Origin of the sequence: Shinella sumterensis, from assembly GCF_004514425.2 — a bacterium.
Taxonomy (GTDB): domain Bacteria; phylum Pseudomonadota; class Alphaproteobacteria; order Rhizobiales; family Rhizobiaceae; genus Shinella; species Shinella sumterensis.
Map to the genome: position 1 here is coordinate 318,110 of NZ_MYFN02000001.1, position 12,789 is coordinate 330,898.

The 12,789-nt window shown below is 61.2% G+C and carries 12 protein-coding genes and 2 pseudogenes; 10 read left to right on the plus strand and 4 right to left on the minus strand.

Annotated elements, in window-relative coordinates; all coding sequences use genetic code 11:
• The first annotated feature begins 8 nt into the window (after positions 1-8).
• Together B5M41_RS01525 and B5M41_RS01530 are read left to right on the plus strand one after the other, a co-directional pair.
• Positions 9-1,286 carry an O-antigen ligase family protein gene (locus tag B5M41_RS01525; RefSeq protein WP_134646335.1) on the plus strand — a complete coding sequence of 426 codons (1,278 nt, stop codon included), beginning with the start codon at positions 9-11 and terminating at the stop codon, positions 1,284-1,286.
• A complete protein-coding gene (locus B5M41_RS01530) occupies positions 1,283-2,347 on the plus strand; it encodes an acyltransferase family protein (protein ID WP_134646337.1) in 1,065 nt (354 codons plus the stop codon). The genes B5M41_RS01525 and B5M41_RS01530 overlap by 4 nt, the downstream gene beginning before the upstream one ends.
• A 69-nt stretch (positions 2,348-2,416) precedes the next feature.
• Here B5M41_RS01530 and B5M41_RS01535 read toward each other — a convergent pair whose 3' ends face one another.
• Positions 2,417-3,160 (minus strand): FadR/GntR family transcriptional regulator, encoded by a 744-nt coding sequence (locus B5M41_RS01535; RefSeq protein WP_134646339.1) that lies wholly within the window; start codon positions 3,158-3,160, stop codon positions 2,417-2,419.
• A 315-nt stretch (positions 3,161-3,475) separates the two neighbouring features.
• Here B5M41_RS01535 and B5M41_RS01540 point away from each other — a divergent pair, with 315 nt between their 5' ends.
• From B5M41_RS01540 to B5M41_RS01560, 5 genes are all read left to right on the plus strand, one after another.
• Positions 3,476-4,579: a sugar ABC transporter substrate-binding protein gene (locus B5M41_RS01540; protein WP_134646341.1), complete on the plus strand. Its 1,104-nt coding sequence runs from the start codon at positions 3,476-3,478 to the stop codon at positions 4,577-4,579.
• A 228-nt stretch (positions 4,580-4,807) separates the two neighbouring features.
• The gene (locus B5M41_RS01545; RefSeq protein ID WP_134646343.1) at positions 4,808-5,752 is read left to right on the plus strand and encodes an ABC transporter permease; all 945 of its coding nucleotides are present in this window, start codon (positions 4,808-4,810) and stop codon (positions 5,750-5,752) included.
• Between the two features lie 10 nt (positions 5,753-5,762).
• On the plus strand, positions 5,763-7,265 hold the full coding sequence (locus B5M41_RS01550; protein ID WP_134646345.1) for a sugar ABC transporter ATP-binding protein: 1,503 nt from the start codon (positions 5,763-5,765) through the stop codon (positions 7,263-7,265).
• 31 nt (positions 7,266-7,296) lie between these two features.
• Positions 7,297-8,085 (plus strand): AttM family quorum-quenching N-acyl homoserine lactonase, encoded by a 789-nt coding sequence (gene attM / locus B5M41_RS01555; protein WP_134646347.1) that lies wholly within the window; start codon positions 7,297-7,299, stop codon positions 8,083-8,085.
• Between the two features lie 82 nt (positions 8,086-8,167).
• Complete coding sequence (locus tag B5M41_RS01560) at positions 8,168-8,614, plus strand: SgcJ/EcaC family oxidoreductase (RefSeq protein ID WP_230639944.1); 447 nt, start codon at positions 8,168-8,170, stop codon at positions 8,612-8,614.
• A gap of 73 nt (positions 8,615-8,687) precedes the next feature.
• Here B5M41_RS01560 and B5M41_RS01565 read toward each other — a convergent pair whose 3' ends face one another.
• Positions 8,688-9,170, minus strand: coding sequence for a DMT family transporter (locus B5M41_RS01565; RefSeq protein ID WP_134646349.1), 483 nt, complete (start codon positions 9,168-9,170; stop codon positions 8,688-8,690).
• Between the two features lie 74 nt (positions 9,171-9,244).
• On the opposite strand from B5M41_RS01565, the gene B5M41_RS01570 reads away from it, so the two are divergent.
• Entirely contained in the window at positions 9,245-10,174 is a 930-nt protein-coding gene (locus tag B5M41_RS01570) for a LysR substrate-binding domain-containing protein (RefSeq protein ID WP_230639945.1), read from the plus strand.
• Between the two features lie 313 nt (positions 10,175-10,487).
• Here the strand turns inward: B5M41_RS01570 and B5M41_RS01575 are convergent, their stop codons facing one another.
• Positions 10,488-11,138 (minus strand): LysE family translocator, encoded by a 651-nt coding sequence (locus B5M41_RS01575; RefSeq protein WP_134646351.1) that lies wholly within the window; start codon positions 11,136-11,138, stop codon positions 10,488-10,490.
• Positions 11,139-11,254: 116 nt separating this feature from the next.
• Here B5M41_RS01575 and B5M41_RS01580 point away from each other — a divergent pair.
• A pseudogene (locus B5M41_RS01580) lies at positions 11,255-11,422 on the plus strand (transposase); the annotation flags it as partial.
• A gap of 168 nt (positions 11,423-11,590) precedes the next feature.
• Positions 11,591-11,674: pseudogene (locus B5M41_RS01585) on the plus strand (BA14K family protein); the annotation flags it as partial.
• 62 nt (positions 11,675-11,736) lie between these two features.
• Here the strand turns inward: B5M41_RS01585 and B5M41_RS01590 are convergent.
• A complete protein-coding gene (locus tag B5M41_RS01590; RefSeq protein ID WP_413713157.1) occupies positions 11,737-12,675 on the minus strand; it encodes a bifunctional helix-turn-helix transcriptional regulator/GNAT family N-acetyltransferase in 939 nt (312 codons plus the stop codon).
• Positions 12,676-12,789: the final 114 nt, after the last annotated feature.

Below are 12,789 nucleotides of genomic sequence, written 5' to 3' on the forward strand. Positions count from 1 at the left end.
GACGGACCATGCGGATCGCGAAGCAACGGCTCATCGGACCTGAGGGCAACGAGGCCTATGGCGCCTTCGCCGTCGCGCTGTCGTTGTTCGTCTTCGCTTATTCCTTCCGCTTCGGCCAGGTCTCGATCCTTGCCTATTACGCCCTGTGGCTGCCGTTGGTCGCCGTCGATTACCGGCGGGTTCTCGGCAACTATGCCCATTATCTCTGGCTTTTCGCGTTTGCGCTTTTTGCCTGCCTGTCCGTGTTCTGGTCGCAGGCGCCGGGCGCGACGATGCGCACCGGGCTGCAATATCTCTCGCACGTCGTTTGCGCCCTCATCGCGATGCGCGTGGTCGATACGCGCACGCTGGTACGCGGCGGGTTGATCGGCACGGGGCTGGTGTTGTTCTACTCGCTCGCCTTTGGCGTCTATCATCTCGATCCGCTCGACGGGACCTACAGCTTCGTCGGTGCCTTCGCTTCCAAGAACCAGCTCGGGTTCTATGCCTCGCTCGCCGTGCTCTTTGCCTTCGCCGCGCTTTTTCTCGGCATGGAGCGGGGTGTCTGGAAGCTGGCTGCCGTGGGCTGCGTGCTGGTCGCGCTCTATTGCCTGAAGGCCTCGCAATCGGCCACATCGGTCCTCACGACCGTCGCCGTCGCCGGCCTGTGCGTCGCGCTGCGCGCATTGGAAATGCTCGCGCCGCGCCACCGCAAGATGCTGTTTTCGGCGCTCGCCGTGCTGACCGTGGGGCTCGGGCTCGCCGCCGTCTATGGCGGTGGCTTCGAGATGATCCTCGGCGTCTTCGGCAAGGATGCGACGCTTACCGGGCGCACCTATCTGTGGCAACAGGGCATCGCGGCGGCGAGTGCTGCGCCGCTTGTCGGCATCGGCTACCAGGCTTTCTGGGTGCAGGGTTTTGCAGAGGCCGAGCGGCTCTGGGCGGCGTTCTTCATCGCCGGGCGCAGCGGCTTCCATTTTCACAACACGTTTATCGCCGCGACGGTCGAGACGGGCCTGATCGGCTGCCTGCTGCTGTCCATGGTTCTCCTTGCCACGCTGACGGGTCACCTGCGCCGGCTGCTGTCGGCTGCACGCGACCGCGAGGCGCTGGTGCTGTTCACCATCGCGGCATTGCTGGCGGTGCGCACCTTCGTGGAGATCGATATCCTCAACCCCTATCACGTCGGTTCCTTCCTGCTTTACTTTGCCGCCGGCAAACTGACGGATGGGCGGCGAAGCCGCGCGCATCGCTTCGTGCCGGCAGGAAGATCGATACGACCTCGCCTCGGAACGGTGGCCGCATGACGTCCCCGGCCATCCCCGAAGCGCGCCGGGAAACGCTCTACGGCATTCAGTATCTGCGTGCCTTCGCGGCGCTCGCCGTCCTCGCCTTCCATGCGGCCGAGCGAAGCGGTTACGCCTTTGCCATCGGCGCGGCCGGCGTCGATGTTTTCTTTGTCATCAGCGGCTTCATCATGTGGGTGATCGTCGAACGGCGCCCCGTTTCGCCCGGACACTTCCTGCGGGAGCGTATCCGCCGTATCGTGCCCATCTACTGGCTGGCGACCGGGGTGATGGTGGCGGGAGCGCTCGCGGGTCTGTTTCCCAATCTGGTGCTGACGGCCAGCCATATCTTCGCGTCGCTGTTCTTCGTGCCGATGCGCTCGCCGAGCACCGGAGAGCTTTGGCCGGTGCTCGTCCAGGGCTGGACGCTCAATTACGAGATGCTCTTCTACGCCGTCTTTGCCTCGTGTCTGCTCTTGCCCGGCCGCGTGCGCCTCGCGGTCGTCGCGGCGATCTTTGTGTCCCTCGTCGCGGTCGGCTTTATGGTGGAAAGCGACAACGCCCTCTTTGCTACCTATACGAGGCCGATCATTCTGGAATTCGTTGCCGGCATGATGATCGGCCGCCTTTGGCTTTCCAGGCATGTTCCACCCCGGTGGCTGGCGCTTGCCCTCATCGTCGCGTCATTCGCCGGCTTTGCGATGATCGGCATTCTGAACCTGCCGTTTGACGAATGGACGTGCGGTCCGCTCGCTGCCGCCCTTGTCTATGGAACCGCCTTTCTGGAAAAACACGGCCGTGGCGTGCCGTTCGCGAAGGTTCCCGCCCTTCTGGGCTCCGCATCCTATTCGATCTATCTCTGGCACACCTTTGCAATCTCCGTCGCGGCCAAGGCCGGCGGCGCTGTCGGCCTCGCCCCGCCGATCATCTTCGTCACATCGATGTGTGCCGGTTTGGCCGCAGGTCTCTGCGCCTATGTCGTCTGCGAGCAGCCACTCCTGCGCAGCAGGGGAAAGCTCCTGGCGCAGAGACGCCTTTTGCCCTTCATGCGGCGGAACCTAACTCAAGATCAAGGGAGATGACGTGCTGCGGTTATACATCCTGACGTCTTGGGATCTCTGTTTGGCGCTCAGGCCGATGATTGCACTCCATCACCGAGGCTCGGTTCTCGACGCTTGTTCATCGTCTGCGCCCTTGAGAAGCAAGGTCAGGCGGTCGGCCGCGCCGCGGAGGTGGTCTTCCGCCGCCAGCCGCGCCTCCTGCGGGTCGGCTTTGGCGATGGCACGGTAGATCGCCGTATGTTCGGCCTGAACCTGTTTGAGAAGGGCATTGCGCAATGTGCTGGCCCGCGCCTTGCGGATGAAGTTGCGGACATGGGATTCGAGAAAATCCGACATTTCACGGAAATGCGGATTGCCGCAGGCATCGACGATCTCCCGGTGAAACGCCAGGTCCTCCTCGATGCCGGCCTCGCCGTTGTCGAATGCCGTCTGGATGGCGTTGAGCCGCCGTTCGATCTCGCGGAGCTGCGTTTCGGAACGCCGCTCTGCCGCAAGCGCCGTCGCCGCGGACTCGACAGCCATTAGCAGTTCGATGACGTTCTGTACATCGAGCGCATCGGTCAGATCGACGCCCGCTAGCCGGAAGGCAATTTCCTTGGTTTCGATGACGAAGGCGCCAAGCCCCTGACGCGTCGCGACCAGGCCATCTCGCTTCAGTGAGCCGATTGCCTCGCGGATGATCGGCCGGCTCACGCCGTACTTCTCCGAAAGAACACGCTCCGTCGGCAGCTTGTCTCCCTTCGCATAGGTTCCGGACGTGATGTCGGCACGGATGCGGCCGGCGACCGAATCCGCAAGCGACGGGCCGCGTGTTACCCTGTCATCTAGCACCATGCGCGCCCTCCGAGCGTTTCCGTTTCCCTGACTCTACCATCCGGAGCGGTTTTAACAGGCTTTGCCGCCCGCAACTGCCCCATCGCATCTTTTTCCGCAAGAATAGCAGAAACCACTTGTCAGGCAACCATGTAATATGGTTCATTGTCCACAGGAGGAGGGCGGCCGCTGGTCGCCACGACGGGTTTCCGGTTGATCGAGGCGGGCAGGGTGCCGGAGGTGGTCCGGCGCCGCCGGCGAAGCGTGTCCAGCCGTCGTCCGGTGGGAAAGCACCAGGCCTCTGGGGACCAGATCAGAAGCGACAGGGAGGAAAGCATGAGCTTCTTTGATGACACCGTACGGCTGCGAAGACTTGCCGAGGAGGCCACCGAATTTGCGCAGTTCAGTCGGCGCACCCTTTTGAAGGGCGCGGCCGGCGTTATCGGCGGCGCGGCCCTTGCTGGGTCTGCGACGGTCGCGAGCGCGGAAGAGATCACGCCGCCAGCGCCTGGCAAGAAGGTGCGCATCGGTGTTCCGCTGACCTATGGGCCATTCAATCAACCCTGGCGGCGCGGCTGCTGGCAGATCGTCAAGGCCGTGCTCGATGCCGGAGGCGAGGTCGTGACCGTTCGCGGCGAGCCGACAAAGGCGAGCGAGCAGGCCGCTGCTCGCGCGCTCCTCGATCGCGGCATCGACGCGCTCGTCATGGGCATCTACTCCCAGGAATCCGAGACGGCCTATATCGCGGACGAAGCCCACAAGCGCGGCATCAAGACGGTCGGCTTTACCATACCCGTGAAGGATTCGCCCGCCGTCATGGACGATGTGTGGGGCACCGCCACGACGCTGGGCTACTTCGTGCAGAACTACTGCAAGCGTCAGGGCACTTTCGCCCAGACCGCAGAACAGCGCGGCTACTTCACCCCGTTCGACATGGAAGTCGACATGTTCGAGCTGATGTGTCGTTACGAGCCGCGCATGAAGGTCCTCCCGTTCATCGATGGCGGGCAGGGCACGACGGACGAAATTTCTGTGGGCCGCAAGAACATGTTGTCCCTGCTGCAGGCAAATCCCGAGCCCGGCTCGCTGGCCGGCTTTATTTCGTGGTGGTGGCCCTTCACGCTTGGAGCCGGGCAGGCACTCAAGCAAATGAACCGCGACGATGTTCCGCTGTTCAACCACTACCTGTCGACCCAGTTCCTCGAAGCCTGGGCCGCCAAGCAGGTTCCGGTGGTTTTCAGCTGCGACTCGCCGTTCCCCGAAATCGGCCGCAAGACCGGCGAGCTCGCCGTCAAACTCGCCCGGGGCGGGGATGTCCCGAACCTCGTCTACCGCATTCCGGTCATCACCAAGACGCCGGATCAGGCGGCAGAGGCCCTTGCCGAACTCAAGAGCATGGACGAGCAGGCGATCGCCCTGCTCAAGCAGTTCGGCGGCTGATGACCGGCCTGGCATGCGGCGGGCACCATCTTCCCGCCCGCCGCATGCGTCTTCCATCGCATGACAAACGGGTAGATCGTTGCGGCTCAGGCCGGCGCTTGCCCTCTATCGATCAAGAACGACTGGAACAGAACAGTGACGCAAGAGCAGGAAAGCCTCGCGAGGGCGAAGACGACGCGAAACGCCTTGGAAAAAACACAGGTCGCGGGACGAAAGGAGTCCGCTGCCATGCGCTTTCTGCGGCGCTGGGGAACAATCATCGTGCTCGTGCTGGCGGCGGTCGGCTTTTCCATCGCCTCGCCCTATTTCGCGACCGTATCGAACCTCAACAATATCCTGTTCTCCATGATCGTCAGTGCACTGGTATCGCTCGGCCTGACATGGGTCGTCATTTCCGGCAGCTTCGATCTGTCGATCGGCCTGACGGTGACCACGTCGTCAATCCTCGTCGCCTTCCTCATTCCAATCCTTGGGCCATGGGCCGCAATAGCCGTCGCGCTTGTGGCCGCCTGCCTGATCGGTGCGGTCAACGGCGTTCTCGTCACCTATGGTCGGCTGTCCGGCATCGTGGTGACATTGGGGGTGATGTTCGTTCTTTCGGGCATCAACATCTTCATCACCGGCGGCTATCAGGTGCCGGTCGGCTATGACGAGACGGCCTTCCTCTATTTGGGCCAGGGCAAGCTCGGCATTATCGGCGTTCCGGTTCTGATCCTGCTTGCGGTGTTCCTCGTTGCCTTGGTCGCCGCGACGCGCACGCGCATCGGCCACTATATCGCTGCTGTTGGCGACAATCCGATGGCGGCCTTCTACTCCGGCATCAACGTCTATCGCTGGGTCATCCTCGCCTTTGTGCTGTCTGCTCTCATGTCGGGCATTGCCGGGGTGATCGTGACATCCATCTCTTCGTCGGCGCAGCCTGTTGGTGGCGAAGGCTATCTGCTGGAGGCATTCGCTGCCGTGTTCCTCGGCGCGACCGTCCTCGGCAAGGGTAAGCCGCATCTGCTTGGCACGCTCGTCGGCGTCTTCTTCCTCTACATGGTGGATTCCGGCATGAACATGGTCGGCTTCCCGTTTGCCGCCCGCCACATCTTCCAGGGGCTGGTTCTCATCATCGCGGTCGGCGCAAACGCGCTTCTCAACCGCGAAGAAGTCCACCTCAAGTTCATCTGAGGTAAGGACCATGACTGACACAGCACTCGTCGAACTGAAAAATCTCGAAAAGGAATTTGCCGGCACCAAGGCGCTGAAGGGCGTGAGCCTCAGCTTTCTTGCCGGCGAGGTGCACGGTCTGCTCGGCGAAAACGGTGCCGGCAAGTCGACTTTGATCAAGATCCTCACGGGCGTTTATTCACCCAGCGACGGCGAGATCCTCCTCGAAGGCGCGTCTGTGCGGGTCTCCAGCCCACCCGAAGCGCGCCGCCTGGGTCTTGGCGCCGTCTACCAGGACGCCGAACTCGTTTCCAGCTTCACCGTCGGGCAGAATATCCTGCTTGGCAACGAACCGGGGCGGTTTGGCGTCAGCGACCGGGCAATCCACGACGAGGCAACCGCGATCCTGGCCGACATGGGCATCGACCTTGATGCGCGCCGCATGGCCAGCACGCTTTCTGCCGCCGAGATGCAACTGGTTACGCTGGCGACGCTCTTTCATCGCCGATACAAGCTGATCGTGCTGGATGAGCCCACGGCCCGCCTTTCCGCGGCGGAATCGGAAGTGCTCTTCCGCATCATCGAACGCTTCAAGAAGCAGTGCATCGCCATCGTCTACATCTCCCATCGCCTCAGGGAGGTGCAGGAAATCTGCGATCGTGCAACAATCCTGCGCGGCGGGCTGGTCTCCGGGACGCTGAACCGCGGCGAAGTCACCGAGGACCGGGTGACCGAGCTGATGGTCGATCGCAATCGCTCGGAGTTGTCGATCTATAATGATGGCAGCCGGGCTCGCCCGGAGGTTCTTCTGGAGGTCACGGAACTGGCGACGGCCAACCTGTCGCCGCTCTCATTCACCATCCGAGCGGGCGAGGTTCTGGGCATTACGGGGCCGGTCGGCGGCGGCATGGAGGATGTAGCGCGCGCACTAGGCGGCGTCGTGCGCCATGCGGGCAAGGCCAGCCTGCGCGGCAAGGCCATCGACGTCAGGACACCCATTGCCGCGCGCCGTTCGGGCGTGGCCCTTATTCCCGAGGATCGGCGCAAGCAGGCGCTCTTCCCGGCGCTCTCCGTTGCCGAGAACATCTGCCTTCCGATACTGAACAGACTTGAGCGGTTTTTGACCATACGTCCCGGCGCGATGAGGAAATATTCCGACGACGTGATGGGCCAGCTCGCGGTTCGCCCGCGCAACGCCGCCTTGCAGGTCCGTTTCTTTTCGGGCGGCAACCAACAGAAGTTGGTCATCGGCAAATGGATGAGTGCCGGTGCATCGCTCTACATCATCGTGGAACCGACGAACGGCGTGGATGTCGGTGCGATCAAGGAAATCTACGACATCATCCTGCAGCTTGCGCAGGATGGCGCGGCAGTATTGCTTGTGTCGTCATCGTTGCGTGAGACGTTGGCGCTTGCCGATCGCGTGATGGTCATTCACGACGGCAAGTGCGTCGCGGAAGCCCCGAAGACCCACTGGACCTACGATGAGCTTCTGGCCGTCACGCTGAGCGGCAAATCGAAAACCGCGGCTTAGCCGCAGCCTATTCATGACAGGAGGAGACCCCATGAGCACAGATATCAGGCTCTACATGTTCCAGACCGGCCAGATCCGGCAGAAGGAAGTCGACATTAAGCTCGGCTACAGTCAGGATCCGTTCTTCACGCCGATACCGTGGTATCTGATCGTCCATCCCAAGGGCAACATCGTCATCGATGGCGGTACGGCCGTCGAGGCGGCCCACGATCCGGAAGGCTGGTGGGGCGAGACGACCAAGAAGTACTACCCGATCATGGATCCGGTCGAGGGCTGCGTGAACCAGCTCGCCAAGATCGGCATGAAGCCTGACGACATCAAGTTCGTGCTTCACTCGCATCTTCATCTCGATCATTCCGGCGCCTGCGGCAATTTCCCAAAGGCGCGCCATCTGGTGCAGCGCCGCGAGATCGACTGGGCCTTCTCCGGGGACTGGTTCATGCAGGGCGGCTATATCAAGAAGGACCTGACAAAGGACGGCATCACCTGGGACGTGATGGAGGACGAAGACCAGTACGACGTGTTCGGCGACGGCAGCGTGCAGACGTTCATATCGCCGGGGCATACGCCCGGTCACCAGTCGATCATGGTGCGGTTGCCGAACACTGGCTCGATCCTGCTGGCGATCGATGCGGCCTACACGATGGATCACTGGAACGAGAAATGCCTGCCGGGTGCGCTGACCTCGGCGCGCGAGGCAGCGGCATCCGTACGCAGGCTGCGGCGTATCGCCGAGAAGGAAAATGCGATCGTCGTGCCCGGCCACGATATGGAAACCTGGCAGGCCTTCAAGAAGGCGCCTGCTGAATACTACGACTGATCCGCGCAACCAGGATGCCGTCGGCGGGCAACCGCTGACGGCGGGCGCCACGCTCTACCCTCCATTCCCCGAAACATAACCCATGATGGCTGCCGCTAGGTTTCCGTCCGAGAGCATCTGTTTTCAAATGCATGAAATAATCCTCAATCAGATAGAGCAGCGGTGGAACGATGCCGCGGCGACCTGGGATAGCAAGGCGCTCTCGCGGATCTACACGGACGACGCCGTTTTTTTTGGTTTGCTCCCCCGGCTTTATGTCGGCCGCTTGGATGTCGAGGCGTATTTCCGCAGCTATGAGGACGTTCTCCAGGGCGTGACGCTCTCCCTCATCGACCAGCAAATCCGCTCTCTAGGGGAGGGTTTGTTTATCGCGCAGGGTTTCGGCAATATCGTCAATCGCCGTATGGACGGCACGATCGTGCATAACAGGGTTCGCACCTCCTTCGTTGTGACGGAGACGGAAAGCGCATGGCTGATAGCGCTGCATCACTTTTCGAACGTGAAGCCCTCTGAAAGTGGGACGTCGTGATCCGGCGGTGTTTGAACTTTTTTCATCTCGTTGCCTCGCCCTGACGCGGCTTGTCGGCGCAGGCATTTAGCCGTCACGAACCGGCAGGCGGCTTCAGCCAGAATGTCTGGAACTGCATCACGATCAGCCCGAGGAAGATGAGGCCGAGACCGGCAAGGCGGGACCATGAAACGGGTTGTTGCGGCAGGCCGACGAGGCCCCATTGGTCGATGATGATCGACGCCAGCATCTGCCCGGCGATGACCGCCATGATGAAGCCGGCCGCGCCGAGTTTTGGCGCAAGCATGAGCGCGCCGGTGATGTAGACGACGCCGACTATGCCGCCGATCCATATCCAGCGCGGCGCGTGGACAAGGTTTGACAGGGTCGGCAACGGCACCTTCGTCAAAAGCATGACGGGCAGGATGCAGGCCAGGCTGACGCAAAGGGATACGAGCGTACCCCAAAGCGGATGACCAAGCGACCGTCCGAGAGCCGCGTTTGCTCCTGCCTGAAACGGAACGACCGCACCGGTCACGACGGCAGCGAAGACAAGGAATATTGTATTGGTTTGCATGGCGAATAACCTCCGATGCCCACCACGTGCACTATTTGGTGTGCTGATGGAAATTCCGATGTAATATCTTCGCTATGCATGATGTGAATAATCTCCGAGGCGTCGACCTCAACCTTCTTGTGGTCCTTGATGCCCTTCTGGCCGAGCGGCACGTGTCGCGGACAGCCACGCGGCTCAATATGAGCCAGCCGGCAGTCAGCCATGCGCTCGGGCGTCTGCGTCTTCTGTTCAACGATCCCCTGCTCGTACGCCGCGGTGGTCAGCTTGTTCCAAGTGCCAAGGCAATGGAGATCGCGCCGGTTCTGGGGCAAGCCCTGCGACAGATGAGGGAGGTCCTCGGCCCGAACGGCTTCGACCCTGCGCGTGAGAAACGGGGTTTTCGCCTTGCAATGTCGGACTATGGCTCTGCCGTTGTGCTCCCCGGTCTTTTGCGAAGGCTGCGTCGCGAGGCGCCAGGGATCGAACTTGTAGTGACCCAGTCGAGCCGGGAAGCCATGCTTCGGCTGCTGCTGGACGGCGAGTGCGATCTCGCCCTGGGCGTCTTTCCTGATCTTCCCGAACGGCTGCAAGCCGGGCAGCTCGCCATCGAGCACTTCGCCTGCGTGGCGGACCGCAGTTCGATGGCGGGCAAGGACCGCCTCGATATGGACGGCTATCTTGCAAGGCCCCACGTTCTCGTTGCGATGAACGACGGCACGAACACCGAAATCGACACGGCTTTACGCGCTTTAGGCCGTACGCGACACGTCGTGGTCACGCTGCCCCATTGGGGCAACGCACCGCGGCTGATCCATGGAACGGATCTCGTCCTGACGGTCGCGCGCAATGCGCTCGCACTCCATGAATCCGATCCCTCTCTGGTTTTCTTCGAGCCGCCGTTTCCGATAGCGCCATTTCCGTTTGTGCAGGTCTGGCATGAGCGTCGCGCGAGCGATCCTGCTCACCTGTGGCTTCGCAACACCATTGCAGATGTCGTGACACATGCCCAAAGACTGACAAGCTAGGGCGCACTGTCCAACGGCGAGATTTTCCGAAGCGTATTGAGGTCGGGCGTGCGGACGATGCGATAAGTACCCTCGGTCTCCTCGCCTCCTTGCGAAATCGTGCAACGAGCTGATCTCGCAAACGAGCGTAGCGGCCTTTAGTTCCATCGATAAATCGCCTGCCCATCCTGAGGGAAGGGCAGGCGGAGCGTATTAAGTCGTGAACCCATAAACGCGGACGACTATCTGATTTTTGCGACGATGTGCCGTTAATTCCAGATCGTCACCGACGTGTTCGCCTTTTAGGGCAACTTCCAGAGGAGGACGGACGGTCTTATTTCTTTTGATTGCCAGCGAAAGCGGCCGTCAAGCCAAGACCGATATACACGAAACCACTGACCCAGCGTTCAGCCTTGAGATAAACAGGACTGCGCTTCAGCCACTTGCCGGCCGTGCCGGCGGCAAGTGCGTAGGAGCTGTCCGTCAGAACGCCAATCGCTGTGTAAACGAGCCCGAGAAAAGCGATCTGCATAGCCACATGACCACGGTTGACGTCAACGAACTGCGGCAAGAAAGCCAGAAAGAACAATGCTGTCTTCGGATTGAGGAGATTGACGATAAAGCCCTCACGAAAGAGGCGCATGCGGCTTCGCGTCGGTAAACCGCCCTCAACGTCGGGAATGTCCGAGGGGCCGAAAAGCTTCTTGAGGCCAAGCCAGATCAGATAGGCCGCGCCAGCATATTTCACCACGCTGAAGGCGAGCGCGGATGACGCCAGCAGCGCCGACAACCCCACAGCGGCGGCGGCGACATGAACAAGCGTGGCCGCATGGATGCCAAGGATCGAAACGAGCCCGGCAGAGCGACCCTGCTCGACCGAGCGCGCGAAGATGTAAAGAACTGCCGGTCCCGGCACGAGAAGTAACACCAGTGTGGCGCTGACGAACAGGCTGAGATTCGTTGCGCTGGGAATTGCCAAATCCATGATTGTCTTGCCCCGTTTTATATTGCCCGAACGATAGCATCGAACTGCCTCCAATGCGAGGTCGTCTTCTGCTTTTACGCTTTCACATCGCGACGATTTCTGGTTCAGGGCTCACGATGAGCCGATATGACCTGACAGATTTTGAATGGCGCATGATCAAGCCGCTATTACCTAACAAGCCGCGAGACGTGCCTCGCGTCGATGACCGACGCGTGTTGAACGGTATCTTCTGGGTCCTGCGATCTGGCGCGCCGTGGCGTGATCTGCCTGATCGCCATGGCCCACGCAAGCGGAGGCATTGCATTTCGCCGTACATGACGGTTGAAAGCAATGTGTCCGAACCGGAAGCCGGCGCGGCTGAAGAGGTTCTTTTAAGCGCCCATCGCGCGCTCGGGAACCGTGGCCTCAACGGCGAGCAAGTCACCGCGGATCTGGACGATCATATTTCCAGGTGCAGCAAACGCTACAGGTCTTACCGCCCTGAAGACAATACATACCAGCCCTTCGACGGAGGTCCCCGGCGCCAGTGTCGGTAATGTCCCGCCCTCTGCACGGTCTATCAAGCTCTCAGGTGCTAGCTCGGGTTACTCCGGAATGTTCAAGGCTTGGTTCTCGTGAAACGCTGTTCGAGGACTTCGTTGCCCCACTGGGTTCCAAGCTGTTCCTCCGCGAGAACGAAGCCACGCGATTCGTATAAATATCGCGCCGTGTTGAGGCCGGCGAAGGTCCAGAGATGCGTCTGCTTGAAGCCATGCGCGTCCACAAAGGCCAAAGCTGCATCCAGGATGCGCTTTCCGGCCCCCATCCCTCGAAGGGCAGGGTCGACGATAAACCAGCGGAGATGAGCAGTATCCGGCCCGATATCCTCGCCGTCAATGGCGACCGAACCAAGGATCCGGCCATCACGCATTGCCGCCCATATCTGGTTTGTCGGCCTGTCCAGGCGGCCGCAAAACTCGGCCAAGCCGCTCGCGACGACGCTTTCGAATGGCTGACCAAACCCGTATGCCTGAGAATAGTAGAGCGCATGCAGCCCGGTTATCCCAGCGATGAGGCCGGCCCGATACCCATCCAGCACGTGGATACCCTCGGATCGGGTGGTGTCGTCTGGGGGCGACAATGCGCGGGCGTAAAGCCGCATGCCGTCGAGAACAACTCGATCTTGCCCCGGTTCCAGACGTTCCAGCGCTCCGGCAACCTGCTCGCGGGCGAAGGCATGGATGGCAGCGACGCGTTTCCGTCCAGCCGATGTCAGTGAAAGAAGTTTGGTTCGAGAATCCTCTTTGCCAGCAACCCATTGCACGTCGCCGGATTCGACGAGCTTGCGCAGCATTCTGCTGACGCTGGACTTTTCAAGGCGGAGAATTGCGGTCAGATCGCGCGCCGTCGCCGTTCCCTTCTCGATTTCGATGAGAGCGTGGACTGCAGAGGGCGAGAGCTCCGTGCCAGCAAAGTCTCCGCCCATGAAGCCAAGCTGCCGGACAAGTTGGCGGGAGGCTGCCCGGAGGGCATCGATTGTCGACTGAGATACGCCCATCACCATACGCAGACCTTATAAAGTTGTATCATGCAACTTTATGCGCGCGCTCGTTTCCGGCGTCAAGAGGAGGCGTGGTTTGCACGCCCTCTCACCCGCCGAAATCGTGCTCCC

What these genes read in the sequence shown, in the direction of transcription:
- B5M41_RS01525 (WP_134646335.1), top strand. Translation starts at nt 9, where the DNA reads ATGCGGATCGCGAAGCAACGGCTCATCGGACCTGAGGGCAACGAGGCC.
- B5M41_RS01530 (WP_134646337.1), top strand. Translation starts at nt 1,283, where the DNA reads ATGACGTCCCCGGCCATCCCCGAAGCGCGCCGGGAAACGCTCTACGGC.
- B5M41_RS01535 (WP_134646339.1), bottom strand. Translation starts at nt 3,160, where the DNA reads ATGGTGCTAGATGACAGGGTAACACGCGGCCCGTCGCTTGCGGATTCG.
- B5M41_RS01540 (WP_134646341.1), top strand. Translation starts at nt 3,476, where the DNA reads ATGAGCTTCTTTGATGACACCGTACGGCTGCGAAGACTTGCCGAGGAG.
- B5M41_RS01545 (WP_134646343.1), top strand. Translation starts at nt 4,808, where the DNA reads ATGCGCTTTCTGCGGCGCTGGGGAACAATCATCGTGCTCGTGCTGGCG.
- B5M41_RS01550 (WP_134646345.1), top strand. Translation starts at nt 5,763, where the DNA reads ATGACTGACACAGCACTCGTCGAACTGAAAAATCTCGAAAAGGAATTT.
- attM (WP_134646347.1), top strand. Translation starts at nt 7,297, where the DNA reads ATGAGCACAGATATCAGGCTCTACATGTTCCAGACCGGCCAGATCCGG.
- B5M41_RS01560 (WP_230639944.1), top strand. Translation starts at nt 8,168, where the DNA reads ATGATGGCTGCCGCTAGGTTTCCGTCCGAGAGCATCTGTTTTCAAATG.
- B5M41_RS01565 (WP_134646349.1), bottom strand. Translation starts at nt 9,170, where the DNA reads ATGCAAACCAATACAATATTCCTTGTCTTCGCTGCCGTCGTGACCGGT.
- B5M41_RS01570 (WP_230639945.1), top strand. Translation starts at nt 9,245, where the DNA reads ATGCATGATGTGAATAATCTCCGAGGCGTCGACCTCAACCTTCTTGTG.
- B5M41_RS01575 (WP_134646351.1), bottom strand. Translation starts at nt 11,138, where the DNA reads ATGGATTTGGCAATTCCCAGCGCAACGAATCTCAGCCTGTTCGTCAGC.
- B5M41_RS01590 (WP_413713157.1), bottom strand. Translation starts at nt 12,675, where the DNA reads ATGGGCGTATCTCAGTCGACAATCGATGCCCTCCGGGCAGCCTCCCGC.